Source organism: Pseudomonas sp. SBB6, from assembly GCF_024213215.1.
In the GTDB taxonomy this organism is placed as follows: Bacteria; Pseudomonadota; Gammaproteobacteria; order Pseudomonadales; family Pseudomonadaceae; genus Aquipseudomonas; species Aquipseudomonas donghuensis.
In genome coordinates this window covers 607,383-623,701 of the sequence record NZ_JANAVH010000002.1, presented here as the reverse complement: position 1 = coordinate 623,701, position 16,319 = coordinate 607,383, and the positions used below count along the sequence as shown (strand labels likewise).

Genomic DNA, 16,319 nt, shown 5'->3' with positions numbered 1-16,319 from the left:
GCGGTAGTTCAGTCGGTTAGAATACCGGCCTGTCACGCCGGGGGTCGCGGGTTCGAGTCCCGTCCGCTGCGCCATATCGAAGTAACAAAGAAAGCGACCTGCGGGTCGCTTTTTTTGTGCCTGAATTTCGGCACCGTGGTGCGGCCATCGCCGGCAAGGCCGGCTCCCACAGGAGCGCGGTGTACACAAAACTTGTGGGAGCTGGCCTTGCCAGCGATGAGGCCTACTTGGTCTACATCCAGTCCTCACAACCGTTATGCTAGCGCCTCCAGTCTTCCACTGAGGTTCAGGATGAACAATCTTCAAGACTCGATCGCGGTGATCACCGGCGCCGGACGCGGCCTGGGCGCCGCCCTGGCCATCTCGCTGGCCGACGCCGGTTGCAAGGTGGTGCTGTGCGGGCGCAATGAAGCGGCGCTGGCACACGTCGCCGCCACTATCGAAGCCCGCACAGGCCAACTGCCGACCACTGTCCAGGTCGACCTGGCCGACAGCGCCAGCGTTACCCGTGCCACGCAAACCATCAGTCAGCGCTTTCCCACCCTCGACGTGCTGATCAACAACGGCGCCATGTGGCTGGAAGCGAACGAGCAGGGCTACTCGCCCGAAGACGTGCAGGGCGTGATCAGCGCCGCGGTCACCGGCACCTTCCTCTTCACCCAGGGCCTGCTGGCGTCGCTACGCCGCTCCCGGCGCCCGGACATCGTCACCATAGGTTCGATCAGCGCATTGCCCAATGCCGCCTTGCACAGCGTCTCAGTGCCGTTCTACGCAGCCAAGCACGCCCAGCGGGCGCTGGCCGAAGGCTTGCGTCAACAACTGGCGGGTACGCCGATCCGTTCGTTGTGCGTGCACCCGCCGTACCTGGACGATATCTCCCCGACCGAACCTGCCTGGGAGGCCGTCAGCGAGCGCCAGAAGGGTGAGCGCGGCACCAACCGGGATGTGGTCGAGGCGGTGCTGTTTGCCGTGACCCGGCCGCGGCATGTGAGCCTGTCGTCGATCGTCATCGACAGCGACGACGGCGGCCTGTTCGGCTGAGTCAACGGCTAAACCCTGAAGCGCGCCACCAGCTGTTGCAGTTCGCAGCCCAGGCGCGCCAGTTCCACTGACGAGGCCGCAGTCTGCTGCGAAGCGGTGGACGACTGTTCGGCGACATCACGAACGCTGAGCACGCTACGGTTGATCGATTCGGCCACGGCGCTCTGCTGTTCGGCGGCGGTGGCGATCTGCAGGTTCATGGTCTGGATGCTGGTCACGGTCTGGGTGATGGCTTGCAGTTCGATACCGGCCTGATTGGCCAGTGCCACCGTGCCGCCGACCTGCTGCTGGTTGGCGTGCATCATTTCGGCGGCCTTCTGCGCGCCCTGTTGCAAGGAGACGATCAGCGTCTCGATCTGCGCTGTCGACTGCTGGGTACGCTGGGCCAGCCCGCGAACCTCGTCGGCCACCACGGCAAAACCGCGGCCGGCCTCGCCAGCGCGCGCCGCTTCGATGGCGGCATTGAGCGCCAGCAGGTTGGTCTGCTCGGCGATGGCGTTGATCACCGTCATCACCGTACCGATGCGTTCGCTTTCTTCCGACAGCTGGCTGACCGCGCTGGCCGAACTGCCGATATCGTCCGCCAGCTGGCCGATCTGGTTCAGGGCCTGCTGCACCACGCGGTTGCCCTGTTTGGCCTGGCTGTCGGCCTGGCGCGTGGCTTCGCTGGCTTCTTCGGCATTGCGCGCGACCTCCTGGACGGTGGCGACCATTTCGCTCATCGCCGTGGCTACCTGGTCAGTCTCGACCTTCTGGCTGGTGATGCCGGCGCTGGTCTGCTCGGTGATGGTCGACAGCGCTTCGGCGGCGCTCGACAGCTGACGGGTGACATGCCCGGCCTGGCCGAGCATCTCCCGCAGGTTATCGCCGCTTTGCGCCAGCGCCTGCAACAGCTGGCCGAACTCGTCGCGGCGCGGTTCGCTGGCGGTGTTGGTCAGGTCGCCTTCGCCAATGCGCCGGGCAATCTCCAGCGCCTGGCGCAGTGGCTGGGTGACCTGGCGGATGATCAGCGCACTGATCAGCACACCCAGCACCAGGGCGGCGAACAGCAAGGCGAGCATCAGGCTGCGGCTGTTGCTGGATTCTTCGGTGCTCTTCTGGTTTTGCAGGGTGATCAACTGGTTGATCGCCTCCAGGCCCTGGTGGACGTTTTCCAGCAGTTGATCGTGAAGCTTGGTCTGCAGCAGGGTGCCGCCGGTCGCCGCCTTGAGTTGCTCGAATTGTTCCAGGTACAGCTTGAGATCATCCCCAGTGGCCTTGAGCAGGCGCTGCGAGTCGGCATCGGGCAGGGCGGCGAGGTTTTCCTCCACCAACTCTGTGGCCCGCTGATGGGCCTTGGTCAGCTGGCTGGCGAAGGTGCCTTCGCGGCGTTGCTCGAAGCTCAGCTGGGCGGCACGCATTTCATTGAGGTTGTCGAGGATGTAATTGACCGACACCAGGCGGTCGGCCCGTTGGGTCAGGGTATTCAGGCTACTGATGGCGGTAATGGCCAGCAGCGCCATCAATACCAGGATGGGCGTAAAGCCGAGCAGCAGCTTGATTTTCACGGATAGGTTTTTCACCGAGGTAACTCCTGTCGACCGGTATGGCGTGAATAATGGCTAGTTGCCAGCGTAGTCGCAGAGTGTGCAGGGCAAAAGTCAGATGGATCCGATCCGGCAGTAGGGTTTGAGTGAAGTAATTGTGGGCTTATCGACCAATGGTCAACCCTCGCCATCAGGGGGAATCGCTGGCCCCTTGGATGAATTTTCTGCGGTGATTGGCAGCCTACGGTTTCAGCATGCCGCCGATGTGTTGCACAATAGGCACCGACCGTTTTCCTCAGGATTTGCAATGTCAAAGTCAACCGTCTGCGGTGCGCTCGGGCTGGCCCTTGTGCTGGCGGGTGTTTCCGGCTGTTCTTCGAAGAAAGCTGCCATTTACGAACACGAGAATTTCGACGACTCGGGTACCTTTTCGCGCAGCTTTCCGGTCAGTGAAGCCGGTACCTGCGAGGCTGCCCGCCGTGCCTTGCTCAGCCAGGGCTACATCATCACCAGCAGCGACGCAGGCCAGGTCAATGGCAACAAGAGTTTCCAGCAGACCGGCGATTCGCACCTGCAGATCAGCTTCAACGTGGTCTGCGCCCGTGACAGCGGCGACGAGCAGCGCTCGACCATGTTCGCCAACGCCCTGCAGGACCGCTACGCGCTGAAAAAATCCAACACGTCGGCCAGCCTTGGCGTGGGTGTGCTGGGTTCGGTGTCGATGCCGATCGGCTCCAGTGACGACTCGATGGTCAAGGTCGCCAGCGAAACCGTGACCTCGGCCAAGTTCTACGAGCGTTACTTCGCCCTGGTCGAAAGCTTCCTGCCCAAGGAAAACAAGAAAAAGGCCGGTCCCAAGCCTGCGGATAAGCCGGCAGTGGAACTGGGCGTGCCCGAGACTGCGCCGCTAGCGCCAGCGGCCGCCCTGGCCCCGACACCTGCGCCAGCACCTGCGACGCCAGCGCCGGCTGCAGCAGTACCGGTCACCGAGCCTGCTGCGGCGCCAGCTGCCGAGGTGCCTGCCGCACCCGTGGTCGATGACAGCAATGGCTCGCAGCCGGTACCGCCGCCGGCAGAAGCTGCGCCGATCAGTGTCCAGGACAGCAGCACGCCGGCTGCCGAACCGGCCCCGACCGTCGCCCCGGCAGCGCCGGCCAGCAGCGCCGAGCAGGCGCCGCTGTAACTTCGCCAGTGTCTGCTACGTTGTTTTGACAAGCGTCATTGTCATTTTTCTTTCATCACGGCACTTTAGGCTCGTTGACGAATCAATGACATGAATGAGAAACGACGGAGCAGATGATGGACGACTATCAAGAAGAACTACTCGAATACCGCGCCATTGAGCTCGACCCGGTCGAGCCCGCCGAAGACGCCACCGAGCTGTAGTCAGCCGGTACGCCGCTGGCTGCGGCGAAACTCGCCCGGGGTGATGCCGTTCCAGCGCTTGAACGCGCGTTGAAAGGCCTCTGCCGAGGCAAACCCGAGCAAGTAGGCAATCTCGCCGAAGGCCAGCGCCGTGTCGCGAATGTAGGTCATGGCCAGGTCGCGCCGGGTATCGTTGAGGATCGCGCGAAACTGCGTGCCTTCCTCGGCCAGCTTGCGCCGCAGGGTCCAGGTCGGCAGTTGCAGATGCCTGGCCACTTCCTCCAGATCCGGTTCCCGTCCGCCGTTCAGCAACGGCCCCAGCAGGTGGGCGATGCGCTCGCCCAGGCTGCGTATCCGCGTGCGCTGTTCAAGCTCGGCCTCACACAGTTGCAGCAGGTGCTGCCAGGTGCTCGGGCAGTGCGCGGGGTTGCGCAGGGCCAGGTTGGCGCGGCTCAGGCGCAGCTGATTGGTGCCTGTGCCGAACTGCACCGGGTTGCTGCTCAAGGCCTGGTAGTGGGCGGCGTAGGCAGGCGCGTCGAATTCGATCTCGACCCGTTCTGCCAACAGGGTCACCCCCGCCAGGCTCGACAACTGCGCCAGCCAGCCGGCCAGCAGTGAGTCCACCACGAAGCGGTTGTAGGCGTTGTACGGGCTGATCGAGTAGAAGCGCAGCCAGGCGCCGCCGCTGTCTTCGTGAAAGCTTGAATGCCCGCGGTAATTGGCCGCATACAGCGGCTCGAAGCGCAGCAGGGTGCGCGCGGCTTCGCCCACGGTCGGCGCTTGTGCCGCCGTGACGCCGGCCAGGCCTGCCTGGCCGAGGCGGCTGATATGGCCCATGTGCAGGCCCAGGGCCGGATCGCCGGTCAGCTCGATGGCGGCATGGCCCAGGTGCATGTAGCGCGGGATCGACAGGCGCGCCCCCGGTTCGGCCAGGCGCGCCGGGTTCAGGCCGTAGCGGGCGAGCAGGGGAGTGGGATCGATCCCGCGTTGCTGCAGGGTTTCACTCAGCGGCTGGATGAAACCGACCGACAGGTCGCCCAAGCGCACACGTGGGCGATTCATGCGTTTACAACCAGACGTTCAGCAGGCGCGCACCGGGGCTGGCAGTGCCGCCCAGGTTCACCCCGTTGAGCTGGGCAAAGCCCTGGCCATCGGCGGCCTGGTCCCAGAAGCGCCCGCGCAGGAACACACTCATGCTGCTGACCTTGGCAGTGTTGGCCTCCAGGGTCAGGCGCTGCCAGGCGTCGCGTTCGCTCACCTCGCCCGGCTTGAGCGTCAGCGACGAGGCCAGGGGTTGGTGGCGGTTGCCGCGCCATGGCGCGCTCCAGCTGTTGTGGCCGCTGAGGAACACCGGGTTGGCGACGATCTGGGCAAACTGGTTGACCAGTTGCTGCTGGTTGCTGGGGTACCAGCTGTCGCTGCCGATCAGCACGCCAAGGCGCCCGGCGGGGGTTTGCAGCACCTGTGGCGGTTGATCGGTGCCGCTGCTGATAAAGCGCCGCACTTCGCTGTCGGGGTGCTGTTGGCGCTGCGGCTGGCCAAGCACCGAGCCGTCGCTGGCGAAGACCAGGCTGGCGTTGTACAGGGCACCGGAGCCGATCCGCAGGGTGCCGCGCTCGACATAAGGTTCAGGCAAGACGATAGAGCCCGCCACCAGGGTCACGCCGAACTCCTTGGCCAGGCCCCCGAACAACTGCTGGTAATCCTCGGCCATCTGCCCGGCTTTCATTCGCAGGTGCGCATCGGCACGGCGGTCGTCGCCTTCGGCGCCGAGCATGGCCAGGCCGTAGCGCAGCGGGTTGCTCAGCTCCAGCCACTGCAGGGCTTCGCGGCGCTGGGCGACCTGATACAGCTCGCTCTTCTCGCCACGGGCCCACAGCCAGGTGCCGATGTGTTCGGGCAGGATGACAATGGTCTTGGCGTTGATCAGGCCTTGGGCGCGGGCGTGTTCAAGGTAGGCGGCCAGCTTGCGGTGCAGGCGTTGCAAGCTTTGGTAGTCGCCAGGGAACAGTTGCGGCTCGACCCCCAGCAAATTGCCGTGATCGGCCGGCACGCCCTCGCTCAGGGCCAGCTCGATGCGCAGGTCCGACAGGTAGTGGCCGGCCGGGCGCTGTTCGGTCCAGAACCCGTAGCCACTCAGGGCGGCAATGACAACCAGCGCCAGGGCGCACAACAGAAGTTTTCGCATGAAACGGGACAGCGTCGACAAGGGATTCGGCCCCTAGGGTAGACCCCGCGCGCAGTAGGATCAATAACTTGTCACTTTCGGTCATTGAGCCGCGCCCGCTGGCTCTTTAATGTCGGCCTCAGATAACTGACGGGCCCCGCCAGACTTGGCGAGGCGCCCGCATTCCGTGATTACGCTTGTTGTGGAGTTCACTATGGCCGCCGCTCAATACCCGCATTTGCTCGCCCCGCTGGACCTGGGCTTTACCACCTTGCGTAACCGCACGCTGATGGGCTCGATGCACACGGGCCTTGAAGAAAAGCCCGGCGGTTTCGAACGCATGGCGGCCTACTTTGCCGAGCGCGCCCGTGGCGGCGTCGGCCTGATGGTGACCGGCGGCATCGGCCCGAACGTGGAGGGCGGGGTGTACTCCGGCGCCGCCAAGCTGAGCACCCCGGAAGAAGCCGATAAACACCGCATCGTCACCCAAGCGGTGCATGAGGCCGGTGGCAAGATCTGCATGCAGATCCTTCACGCCGGTCGCTATGCCTACAGCCCGAAATCGGTAGCGCCAAGCGCCATTCAGGCGCCGATCAACCCGTTCAAGCCGCGCGAGCTGGATGAAGAGGGCATCGAGAAGCAGATCCAGGACTTCGTCACCTGCTCGCTGCTGGCGCAAAGCGCCGAGTACGACGGCGTCGAGATCATGGGGTCGGAAGGCTACTTCATCAACCAGTTCCTCGCCGCCCACACCAACCAGCGTACCGACCGCTGGGGTGGCAGCTACGAGAACCGTATGCGCCTGGCGGTGGAGATCGTCCGCCGGGTGCGTGAAGCGGTAGGGCCGAACTTCATCATCATCTTCCGCCTGTCGATGCTCGACCTGGTCGAGGGCGGCAGCAGCTGGGAAGAGATCGTGCAGCTGGCCAAGGCCGTGGAACAGGCCGGCGCGACCCTTATCAACACCGGAATCGGCTGGCACGAGGCGCGGATCCCGACCATCGCCACCAAAGTGCCGCGCGCGGCGTTCAGCAAGGTCACCGCCAAGCTGCGCGGTGCGGTGCAGATCCCGCTGATCACCACCAATCGCATCAACACCCCGGAAGTCGCCGAGCAGATCCTTGCCGAAGGCGATGCCGACATGGTCTCGATGGCGCGACCGTTCCTGGCTGACCCGGAGTTCGTCAACAAGGCCGCCGCCGGGCGTGGCGACGAGATCAACACCTGCATCGGCTGTAACCAGGCCTGCCTGGACCACACCTTCGGCGGCAAGCTGACCAGCTGCCTGGTCAACCCGCGCGCCTGCCATGAAACCGAGCTCAACTACCTGCCGGTGGCCCAGGTCAAGCGCATCGCCGTGGTTGGCGCCGGCCCCGCCGGCCTGGCTGCTGCCACCGTGGCGGCCGAGCGTGGCCATGAGGTGACCCTGTTCGATTCGGCCAGCGAAATCGGCGGCCAGTTCAACGTGGCCAAGCGCGTGCCGGGCAAAGAGGAGTTCTACGAGACCCTGCGCTACTTCAAGCGCAAGCTGCAGACCACCGGCGTCGAGCTGTGCCTGAACACCCGTGTCGATACCGAGCAGCTGGCGGCGGGCGGCTTTGACGAGATCATCCTCGCCACCGGTATTGCTCCGCGGTTGCCGGCCATCCCCGGCATCGAGCACGCCAAGGTGCTGAGCTACCTGGACGTGCTGCTGCAGCGCAAGCCGGTAGGGCAGAAGGTCGCGGTGATCGGCGCTGGCGGTATCGGCTTTGACGTCTCCGAGTACCTGGTGCACCAGGGCGTGGCCACCAGCCAGGACCGTGAGGCGTTCTGGAAGGAGTGGGGCATCGATACCCAGCTTGAAGCCCGCGGTGGTGTGGCCGGCATCAAGGCCGAGCCGCATGCGCCGGCGCGTCAGGTGTTCCTGCTGCAGCGCAAGAAAACCAAGGTCGGCGATGGCCTGGGCAAGACCACCGGCTGGATTCACCGCACCGGCCTGAAGAACAAGCAGGTGCAGATGCTCAACAGTGTCGAGTACCTGAACATCGACGACGCCGGCCTGCACATCCGCATCGCCGAGGGCGAGCCGCAGGTGCTGCCAGTGGATAACATCGTCATCTGTGCCGGCCAGGATCCGCTGCGCGAACTGCAGGACGGCCTGGTCGCCGCCGGCCAGTCGGTGCACCTGATCGGCGGTGCCGATGTCGCCGTCGAGCTGGATGCCAAGCGCGCCATCAACCAGGGTTCGCGCCTGGCCGCCGAGCTCTGATTGGCGCAGCGCGGCGGGCTGCCGGGCCCGTCGCGCTGTTACACTGCGCTGCCCTGGCAGCCCTGTTGTGCCCCTCCCATGATCGGCAGATTCGACGACCTTCCCCTTGCGCCCCTGCAAGCCTTGCCCCTGAGCTGGCTGCGCCCGCATGGCGTGGAGCTGGCGGTGTTGCGCCTGGACCTGATCGACCCGCTGATCAGCGGCAACAAGTGGTTCAAGCTGCTCGAACACCTGCGAATCGCCCAGGCCCAGGGGGCGCCTGGGGTGATCAGCCTTGGCGGCGCCCATTCCAATCACTTGCATGCCCTGGCAGCCGCCGGCAAGCGTTTCGGCTTTGCCACCGCAGGCCTACTGCGCGGGCACGCGCAAGACACACCGACGGTGCGCGACCTGCAGGCCTTTGGCATGCAGCTGCATTGGCTGGGGTATGGCGGCTATCGCGAGCGTCATCAGCCGGGTTTCTGGCAACCCTGGCAGGCGCTCTACCCCGGCTGGCATTGTGTCGCCGAAGGCGGCGGCGGGGCCCTGGGCGCCAAGGGCTGCGCCTTGATCGTCGAGCAGGCGCACGGGCAATTGGCGGCGCTGGGCTGGGCGGATTATCACGGCTGGTGGCTGGCGGCAGGTACCGGTACCACCCTGGCCGGGTTGGTGCTGGCGGAAGCAGGCAGGCACGAGGTCCATGGCGCATTGGCCGTGCCGCTGGACCATGGCGTGCCCGAGGCGGTGCAAACGTTGGTGGGCAAGGCTGGTTACCGCTTGCATGAGGCCTGCCGTGGCGGCTTTGCCAAGGTCGATGACGAATTGTTGGCGTTCATGGCCGAGTGCGAGGCGCAGTCGGCGATGCCGCTGGAGCCGCTGTACACCGCCAAAGCCTTGCTGGCGCTACGCCGGGAGGTCGAAGCCGGGGCCTTTGCCCCCGGCACCCGGCTGATCTTCCTGCACAGTGGCGGCCTGCAGGGCCGCCGCGGTTTTGCCTAGTTGTTGCGCGGCAACATGCGCAGCAGGGTGTTATCGCGCTGCACGTAGTGATGGAACAGGCCGGCGACCGCATGCAGGCCGATCAGCCAGTAGCCCCAGGTGCCGATACGCTCGTGCCAGCCCTTGATGAATTTGGCCTGGTCCGGGTCCGGGGCGATCAGCGCCGGCAGCTCGAAACCGTAGAACGGGATCGGCTTGTTGGCGGCGCTGAGCAGCAGCCAGCCGGCCAGCGGCAGGCCGATCATCAGCAGGTACAGGGCCAGGTGCATCAGGTGCGCCAGGCCTGTCTGCCAGGCCGGTGGCGCCGGAATGATCGCTGGGGTCGGGCGACCCAGGCGCAGGGCCAGGCGTAACCAGACCAGCACGAACACGCTCAGGCCCAGCATGAAGTGCAGGTCTTTCATCAATGCGCGTTCGGCGCTGTCCTTGGGAAACATGCCGCGCAGTTCGATAAAGGCGTAGACCGCCGCCAGCAGCACCAGCATCAGCCAGTGCAGGGCAATCGACAGGCCACTGTAGCGGGCCTGGTTTGGGCTCAGAGTCATGGGTGTTCCTCATCATCAGGTCGAAGTCCGCGCTCTTCTGGCGCAGTCAGCTAACTGTAACCGCTTGTCAGCCGGTTACCCGGGCATTGCAGCAGAAATTCATCACGGCCGGCTTGATCTGTCGCTAGAATCCGGCGCTTGTGCCCCACTATTTTGCAAGGTTTGTACTTCATGCTGATGGCATCTTTGATTTTCCTGCTGACCATTACCCTGGTGATCTGGCAGCCCCGTGGCCTGGGCGTGGGCTGGAGCGCCACGGGCGGGGCGCTGCTGGCGTTGCTTTGCGGGGTGGTGCAGTGGAGCGATATCCCGGTGGTCTGGCACATCATCTGGAACGCCACTGGCACCTTCATCGCCCTGATCATCATCAGCCTGCTGCTCGATGCCGCCGGCTTCTTCGCCTGGGCGGCGTTGCATGTGGCGCGTTGGGGACGCGGCAGTGGCCGGCGCTTGTTCTGTTTTATCGTGCTGCTGGGGGCACTGGTGTCGGCGCTGTTCGCCAATGATGGTGCGGCGCTGATCCTTACCCCGATCGTGGTGGCCATGCTCCTGGCCCTGCGCTTCAGCCCGGCGGCGACTCTGGCGTTCGTCATGGCCGCAGGCTTTATCGCTGATACCGCCAGCTTGCCGCTGGTTGTGTCGAACCTGGTCAACATCGTCTCTGCCGACTTCTTCGGTATTGGCTTCAACCGTTACGCGGCGGTGATGGTGCCGGTCAACCTGGTCGCCGTGGCGGCCACCCTGGCAGTGCTGCTGTGGTACTTTCGCCGCGACATTCCGCGCAACTATGACCCGCTGCAACTGGATGCCCCGCGCAGCGTGGTGCAGGACCCGGCGACCTTTGTCGCCGGCTGGCTGGTGCTGGTGATCCTGCTGCTGGGTTGCTTTGCCCTGGAGCCGCTGGGCATTCCGATCAGCGCGATTTCTGCAGTGTGCGCACTGGTGTTGCTGCTGGTGGCGGCACGCGGGCACAAAATCTCCACGCGCAAGGTGCTCAAGGAAGCGCCCTGGCACATCGTGGTGTTCTCCTTAGGCATGTACCTGGTGGTCTACGGCCTGCGCAATGCCGGGCTGACCGATTACCTGGCCGGCTGGCTCGACGGTTTTGCCGTGGGCGGGGTGTGGGGGGCGGCGCTGGGCACCGGGCTGCTGACCGCGGTGCTGTCGTCGATCATGAACAACCTGCCGACGGTGCTGATCGGCGCCTTGTCGATCGACGCCAGTTCTGCCACGGGTGTGGTCAAGGAGGCGATGATCTATGCCAACGTGATCGGCAGCGACCTGGGGCCGAAGATTACCCCGATCGGCAGCCTGGCGACCCTGCTGTGGCTGCATGTGCTGGAGCGCAAGGGGGTGAAGATTGGCTGGGGGTATTACTTCAAGGTCGGGATCGTGCTGACGGTGCCGGTGTTGTTGCTGACCCTGGTGGCGCTGGCACTGCGCTTGACTGTGGTTTAGAGGTGGCCTGATCGCGGGTCAAGCCCGCTCCCACAGTGGATCTGTGTGCATGTGGGAGCGGGCTTGCAAAACCCGTCACCCTGGCAGGTTCGGCCATAAGTCCGAGACCAGAAACAACCGCTCCGCCTCCTCCCACTCGCCACGCTCACCCGCGACCAGCCGCACCAGCAACTGCGCTGGCGCCAGCGGGTCCAGTGCCTGCAACCAGGTCTCGAAGCGCTGTGCCGACCAGCAGTCCTGCGTCGGGTAACAGGCCGGCGCCAGCCAGGCATGGCGTGGCAATGGCTGCCAGCGACCAGGCGCACTCTGGGCACGGAACGCTGCCCAGTCACGCTGGTGCAACCATCGCCCACGCAAGTGCTGTGGATTGGCCCCGCGCGGCGCTTGCGCCTGTCCCGGCCAGGGGTACAGCAGGTAGCCGCCCAGCCACAACTGCGCACTGAACTGCTCGATCTCCAGCGCCGCCAGCGCTTCGCGGCTTTCGCTACGGGCCGATATCGGCAATTGATGCTCGGCCAGGTGCGCAAGCTTGCGGTCCAGGCGGTCGTGACAACCCGGCCCCAGCCACTGCGCCGGGTTGTCGTCGGTGCCGTGCTGCGGGCCCAGGTACAGCTTGATTGCCAGTTCCAGGTGGTGCACGCCGTCACTGTCGCGCAGCAGCAGGTCCAGCTCGCCGAGGGTATGCCCGCCGTTGCGGATCGGCAGGTTGGCGGCCAGCAGGGTCACGCCCGGGGCATGCTGGAGGACAAACTGCCATAGCCGTTCGTAGTACAGCCCCAGGCGCCGGGTGCTGGCCTGGGTCAGCCAGTACAGCAGGGCGTGGCTGTCACGGTCCTGTTCGAGCAGCCACTGCTGCAGCCGTTCAGGCTCGGCCACCCAACGGCTGGCGGCCAGTGGATGGCGCTGCGGCCACGGCGTGTCGCGCAGCATCGGCGGCGCGAGAATGACCCAGGCCAGGTCGCGCACCTGAGGCTGGCGCAACTGGCGGGGCAGGTCGATCAGGCTGGGAAACGGGTTCATTCAGCGAGCATAGCCGCTAAGCCTGCGCGCCTGGCGAATTTCTCTGGCGTTTGCCGCTGCACGGCGCTTTCGCCCATAATCGAACTCTTTGGCGAGCATCGCCTATTTACCCGCCGTAGAGCCCTGGAGCCCCATGGAGCAATTTCGCAATATCGGTATCATCGGCCGCCTCGGCAGCTCCCAGGTGCTCGATACCATTCGCCGACTGAAAAAATTCCTGCTGGAGCGGCATCTGCACGTCATCCTTGAGGACACCATCGCCGAAGTCCTGCCCGGCCACGGCCTGCAGATCTCAACGCGCAAACTGTTGGGCGAAGTCTGCGACCTGGTGATCGTCGTCGGTGGCGACGGCAGCCTGCTCGGCGCCGCCCGCGCCCTGGCCCGGCACAACATTCCGGTGCTGGGTATCAACCGTGGCAGCCTGGGCTTCTTGACCGATATCCGCCCCGATGAGCTGGAAGTGAAAGTCGCCGAGGTACTCGACGGCCATTACCTGGTGGAAAACCGTTTCCTGCTGCAGGCCGAGGTCCGCCGCCACGCCGAAGCCATCGGCCAGGGCGACGCCCTCAACGATGTGGTGCTGCACCCGGGCAAGTCGACGCGGATGATCGAATTCGAGATCTACATCGACGGCCAGTTCGTCTGCAGCCAGAAGGCCGACGGCCTGATCGTCGCCACCCCGACCGGTTCCACCGCCTACGCGTTGTCGGCGGGCGGGCCGATCATGCACCCCAAGCTTGACGCCATCGTCATCGTGCCGATGTACCCGCACACCTTGTCCGGGCGGCCGATCGTGGTCGACGGCAATAGCGAGCTGAAGATCGTGGTGTCCAAGGACCTGCAGATCTACCCGCAGATTTCCTGCGACGGCCAGAACCATTTCACCTGTGCACCGGGCGACACCATCACGGTGAACAAGAAGCCGCAGAAGCTGCGCCTGATCCACCCGCTGGATCACAATTACTATGAGGTATGCCGGACCAAGCTCGGCTGGGGCAGCCGCCTGGGTGGTGGAGGCGAGTGATGCTCGATCCCGCTCGCAGTTTCGACCTGATCGGTGACGTGCACGGTTGTGCGCACACCCTCGAACGCCTGCTCGATGCCCTCGGCTACACGCGCCAGGGCGGCGTCTGGCGTCATCCGTCGCGCCAGGCGCTGTTCCTCGGCGATATCATCGACCGTGGCCCGCGGATTCGCGAAGCGCTGCACATCGTCCATGACATGGTCGAAGCCGGCCAGGCCTACTGCATCATGGGCAACCACGAGTACAACGCCCTGGGCTGGAACACCCCGGCGTTGCCCGAGAGCGGCAAGCATTACGTGCGCGAGCACACCCCGCGCCATGGGCGGCTGATCTACGAGACCCTGACCCAGTTCGAACAGCATCCGGGCGACTGGCAGGACTTCCTCGAGTGGTTCTACGAGCTGCCGCTGTTCATCGATGCCGGGCGTTTTCGCCTGGTGCATGCCTGCTGGGACGCGCGCCTGATCGAGCCGCTGCGCCAGCAATACCCGGACGGGCGCATCGACGAGCATTTCATCCAGGCTTCGGCGGTGCCGGAGAGCTTTGCCGCCACGGTCTGCAACCGCCTGTTGCGCGGTACCGACATGCGCCTGCCGGACGGTTTGACCCTGACCGGGGGCGACGGCCTGACCCGCGCGTTTTTCCGCACCAAGTTCTGGGAAGAAGACCCGCAAACCTACGGCGATATCGTCTTCCAGCCCGATGCGCTGCCCGAACAGGTGGCCAACGCGCCGCTCAGCCACAGCCAGAAGAACGCCTTGCTGCGCTACAGCGAGGACGAACCGATGCTGTTTGTCGGCCATTACTGGCGCAGCGGCAAACCGGCGCCGATCCGCGCCAACCTGGCCTGCCTGGACTACAGTGCGGTGCTGTACGGCAAACTGGTCGCTTACCGTCTGGATGCTGAAACCCGCATCGACCCACGCAAGTTCGTCTGGGTCGATGTCGACCGGCCGGAGGCCAGCCAATGATTGTAGTGGAGGTATTACGCATGCCGCTGAGTACCGATCTCAGCGGTTTTGTCGGCCTGTTACGGCGCCTGCAGGTGCCGCACCGGGTCAGCGAGGAGGGCGGCGACCTGGTGTTGTGGGTGGCCGAGAACTTCGCCGAAGACGTGCGCGAGCTGTATCAGCGCTTCCCAGAGGGCAATGCGGAGTTTGAATTGCCGGCCGACACCGCCCTGGCGCCACCGGCACAGCCAAGCTTTGGCGAGCAGTTGCGCGCCAGCAAGGCCACGGCGGCGATCCTGCTGCTGTGCCTGATCGTCGCCGGCCTCACCGGGCTTGGCGACAACTTCGCCACCTTGAGCTGGCTGACTTTCCTCGATTTTCGCGTACAGGGCGATTACCTGTACTTCACCCCGCTGGCCGCAAGCCTTGCCGATGGCCAGTGGTGGCGCCTGTTCACACCGATGCTGGTGCATTTCGGCATCCTCCACCTGGCCATGAACGGCCTCTGGTACTGGGAGCTGGGCCGGCGCATCGAACTGCGCCAGGGCCCGTGGAACCTGCTCGGCATGACCCTGCTGTTCAGCCTGGTGTCCAACGCCGCCCAGTACCTGTTTGGCGGCCCGAGCCTGTTCGGCGGCCTGTCGGGGGTGCTCTACGGTTTGCTCGGGCATGTCTGGCTGTACCAATGGCTGGCGCCCAACCCTGTGTATCGCATGCCGCGCGGCGTGCTGGTAATGATGCTGGTCTGGCTGCTGCTGTGCCTGTCCGGTTTGATCAGCCTGCTCGGCTTCGGCCAGATCGCCAACGCCGCTCATGTCGGCGGGCTGTTGGTCGGTTGCCTCAGCGGGCTCTTGGGCGGGGCGCTGGCCCGGCGTAAACTGACCGCTTGATTTTGGGAGACGTTATGTCCACTTTTGCGCAAATGATTGAAAACATCACCCCGGAAATCTACCAGAGCCTGAAACTGGCCGTGGAACTGGGCAAATGGGCAGACGGGCGCAAGCTCACCACCGAGCAGAAAGAGCTGTCGCTGCAGGCGGTGATCGCCTGGGAACTGCAGAACCTGCCCGAGGAAGAGCGCACCGGTTACATGGGGCCGCAGGAATGCAGCTCCAAATCGGCACCGGTGGCGAACATCCTGTTCAAGTCGGATGCGATCCATTGATCGAACTCGGCCGCGGCTCCATCAGCAAAATGTCGGCGCGCCTCGACGCGTCGGTGGTGCAGTACGCTTTTCGCCTGGGCGAGCAGGAAGTGCCGGTCAACCCCTTGATCGGCAAGACCGTGCGCCTGGAATACCTCGGTGCCATCCATTGCAGCCACTGCGGGCGCAAGACCAAGACCAGCTTCAGCCAGGGTTACTGCTACCCGTGCATGACCAAGCTTGCGCAGTGCGACGTGTGCATCATGGCCCCGGAAAAATGCCACTACGATCAGGGCACCTGCCGCGAACCCGCGTGGGGCGAGCAGTTCTGCATGACCGATCATGTGGTGTACCTGGCCAACTCCTCGGGCATCAAGGTCGGCATCACCCGCGCCAGCCAGCTACCGACGCGCTGGCTTGACCAGGGCGCCAGCCAGGCGCTGCCGATCGTGCGGGTTGCCACCCGCCAGCAATCGGGGCTGGTCGAAGACCTGTTCCGCAGCCAGGTCGCCGACCGTACCAACTGGCGCGCCTTGCTCAAGGGCGATGCCGAGGCGGTCGACCTGCTGGCCGTGCGTCAGCAGTTGTTCGACAGCTGCGCCGAGGGCTTCAGCGCCCTGCAGGTGCGATTCGGCCTGCAGGCGATCCAGCCGCTGACTGACGCCGAGGTCCTGGAAATCCGCTACCCGGTCGAGGCCTACCCGAGCAAGATCGTCAGCTTCAACCTGGACAAGAATCCCGTGGCTGAAGGTACGCTGCTGGGCATCAAGGGCCAGTACCTGATCTTCGACACCGGCGTGATCAATATTCGCAAATACACGGCGTACCAGCTCGCCGTGCATCAGTAAAA

15 protein-coding genes are annotated in these 16,319 nt (G+C 64.8%); 10 read left to right on the top strand and 5 right to left on the bottom strand.

What is annotated here, in order from left to right:
* Nucleotides 1-291: 291 nt before the first annotated feature.
* The gene (locus NLX68_RS06090; RefSeq protein ID WP_254283307.1) at nucleotides 292-1,041 is read left to right on the top strand and encodes an SDR family oxidoreductase; all 750 of its coding nucleotides are present in this window, start codon (nucleotides 292-294) and stop codon (nucleotides 1,039-1,041) included.
* Nucleotides 1,042-1,049: 8 nt separating this feature from the next.
* Here the strand turns inward: NLX68_RS06090 and NLX68_RS06085 are convergent, their stop codons facing one another.
* The gene (locus NLX68_RS06085; RefSeq protein WP_254283325.1) at nucleotides 1,050-2,543 is read right to left on the bottom strand and encodes a methyl-accepting chemotaxis protein; all 1,494 of its coding nucleotides are present in this window, start codon (nucleotides 2,541-2,543) and stop codon (nucleotides 1,050-1,052) included.
* A 331-nt stretch (nucleotides 2,544-2,874) separates the two neighbouring features.
* Here NLX68_RS06085 and NLX68_RS06080 point away from each other — a divergent pair, with 331 nt between their 5' ends.
* Nucleotides 2,875-3,750, top strand: coding sequence for a DUF2242 domain-containing protein (locus NLX68_RS06080; RefSeq protein ID WP_254283306.1), 876 nt, complete (start codon nucleotides 2,875-2,877; stop codon nucleotides 3,748-3,750).
* A 203-nt stretch (nucleotides 3,751-3,953) separates the two neighbouring features.
* Here NLX68_RS06080 and NLX68_RS06075 read toward each other — a convergent pair whose 3' ends face one another.
* Both NLX68_RS06075 and NLX68_RS06070 read right to left on the bottom strand, forming a co-directional pair.
* Nucleotides 3,954-4,994, bottom strand: a complete 1,041-nt coding sequence (locus NLX68_RS06075; RefSeq protein WP_254283305.1) for an AraC family transcriptional regulator — start codon at nucleotides 4,992-4,994, stop codon at nucleotides 3,954-3,956.
* Nucleotides 4,995-4,998: 4 nt separating this feature from the next.
* On the bottom strand, nucleotides 4,999-6,120 hold the full coding sequence (locus tag NLX68_RS06070; protein ID WP_254283304.1) for a nitrilase-related carbon-nitrogen hydrolase: 1,122 nt from the start codon (nucleotides 6,118-6,120) through the stop codon (nucleotides 4,999-5,001).
* 193 nt (nucleotides 6,121-6,313) lie between these two features.
* On the opposite strand from NLX68_RS06070, the gene NLX68_RS06065 reads away from it, so the two are divergent.
* Together NLX68_RS06065 and NLX68_RS06060 are read left to right on the top strand one after the other, a co-directional pair.
* On the top strand, nucleotides 6,314-8,350 hold the full coding sequence (locus NLX68_RS06065) for an NADPH-dependent 2,4-dienoyl-CoA reductase (RefSeq protein WP_254283303.1): 2,037 nt from the start codon (nucleotides 6,314-6,316) through the stop codon (nucleotides 8,348-8,350).
* 78 nt (nucleotides 8,351-8,428) lie between these two features.
* Nucleotides 8,429-9,328 carry a 1-aminocyclopropane-1-carboxylate deaminase/D-cysteine desulfhydrase gene (locus tag NLX68_RS06060; protein ID WP_254283302.1) on the top strand — a complete coding sequence of 300 codons (900 nt, stop codon included), beginning with the start codon at nucleotides 8,429-8,431 and terminating at the stop codon, nucleotides 9,326-9,328.
* Here the strand turns inward: NLX68_RS06060 and NLX68_RS06055 are convergent.
* Nucleotides 9,325-9,873, bottom strand: a complete 549-nt coding sequence (locus NLX68_RS06055; protein WP_254283301.1) for a cytochrome b — start codon at nucleotides 9,871-9,873, stop codon at nucleotides 9,325-9,327. The genes NLX68_RS06060 and NLX68_RS06055 overlap by 4 nt on opposite strands.
* A gap of 171 nt (nucleotides 9,874-10,044) precedes the next feature.
* On the opposite strand from NLX68_RS06055, the gene NLX68_RS06050 reads away from it, so the two are divergent.
* Nucleotides 10,045-11,331, top strand: coding sequence for an arsenic transporter (locus NLX68_RS06050; RefSeq protein WP_254283300.1), 1,287 nt, complete (start codon nucleotides 10,045-10,047; stop codon nucleotides 11,329-11,331).
* A 75-nt stretch (nucleotides 11,332-11,406) separates the two neighbouring features.
* Here the strand turns inward: NLX68_RS06050 and NLX68_RS06045 are convergent, their stop codons facing one another.
* Nucleotides 11,407-12,351, bottom strand: coding sequence for a DUF1853 family protein (locus tag NLX68_RS06045; RefSeq protein ID WP_254283299.1), 945 nt, complete (start codon nucleotides 12,349-12,351; stop codon nucleotides 11,407-11,409).
* Nucleotides 12,352-12,484: 133 nt separating this feature from the next.
* Here NLX68_RS06045 and NLX68_RS06040 point away from each other — a divergent pair, with 133 nt between their 5' ends.
* The 5 genes from NLX68_RS06040 to NLX68_RS06020 are packed head-to-tail and all read left to right on the top strand — an operon-like array spanning nucleotide 12,485 to nucleotide 16,317.
* A complete protein-coding gene (locus tag NLX68_RS06040; protein WP_254283298.1) occupies nucleotides 12,485-13,375 on the top strand; it encodes an NAD(+) kinase in 891 nt (296 codons plus the stop codon).
* Nucleotides 13,375-14,346 carry a metallophosphoesterase gene (locus NLX68_RS06035; RefSeq protein WP_254283297.1) on the top strand — a complete coding sequence of 324 codons (972 nt, stop codon included), beginning with the start codon at nucleotides 13,375-13,377 and terminating at the stop codon, nucleotides 14,344-14,346. Before NLX68_RS06040 ends, NLX68_RS06035 begins: the two co-directional genes overlap by 1 nt.
* On the top strand, nucleotides 14,343-15,215 hold the full coding sequence (locus NLX68_RS06030; protein WP_254283296.1) for a rhomboid family intramembrane serine protease: 873 nt from the start codon (nucleotides 14,343-14,345) through the stop codon (nucleotides 15,213-15,215). Before NLX68_RS06035 ends, NLX68_RS06030 begins: the two co-directional genes overlap by 4 nt.
* A gap of 14 nt (nucleotides 15,216-15,229) precedes the next feature.
* Nucleotides 15,230-15,490 (top strand): YeaC family protein, encoded by a 261-nt coding sequence (locus NLX68_RS06025; RefSeq protein ID WP_254283295.1) that lies wholly within the window; start codon nucleotides 15,230-15,232, stop codon nucleotides 15,488-15,490.
* Entirely contained in the window at nucleotides 15,487-16,317 is an 831-nt protein-coding gene (locus tag NLX68_RS06020; RefSeq protein ID WP_254283294.1) for a DUF2797 domain-containing protein, read from the top strand. The genes NLX68_RS06025 and NLX68_RS06020 overlap by 4 nt, the downstream gene beginning before the upstream one ends.
* Nucleotides 16,318-16,319 lie beyond the last annotated feature (2 nt).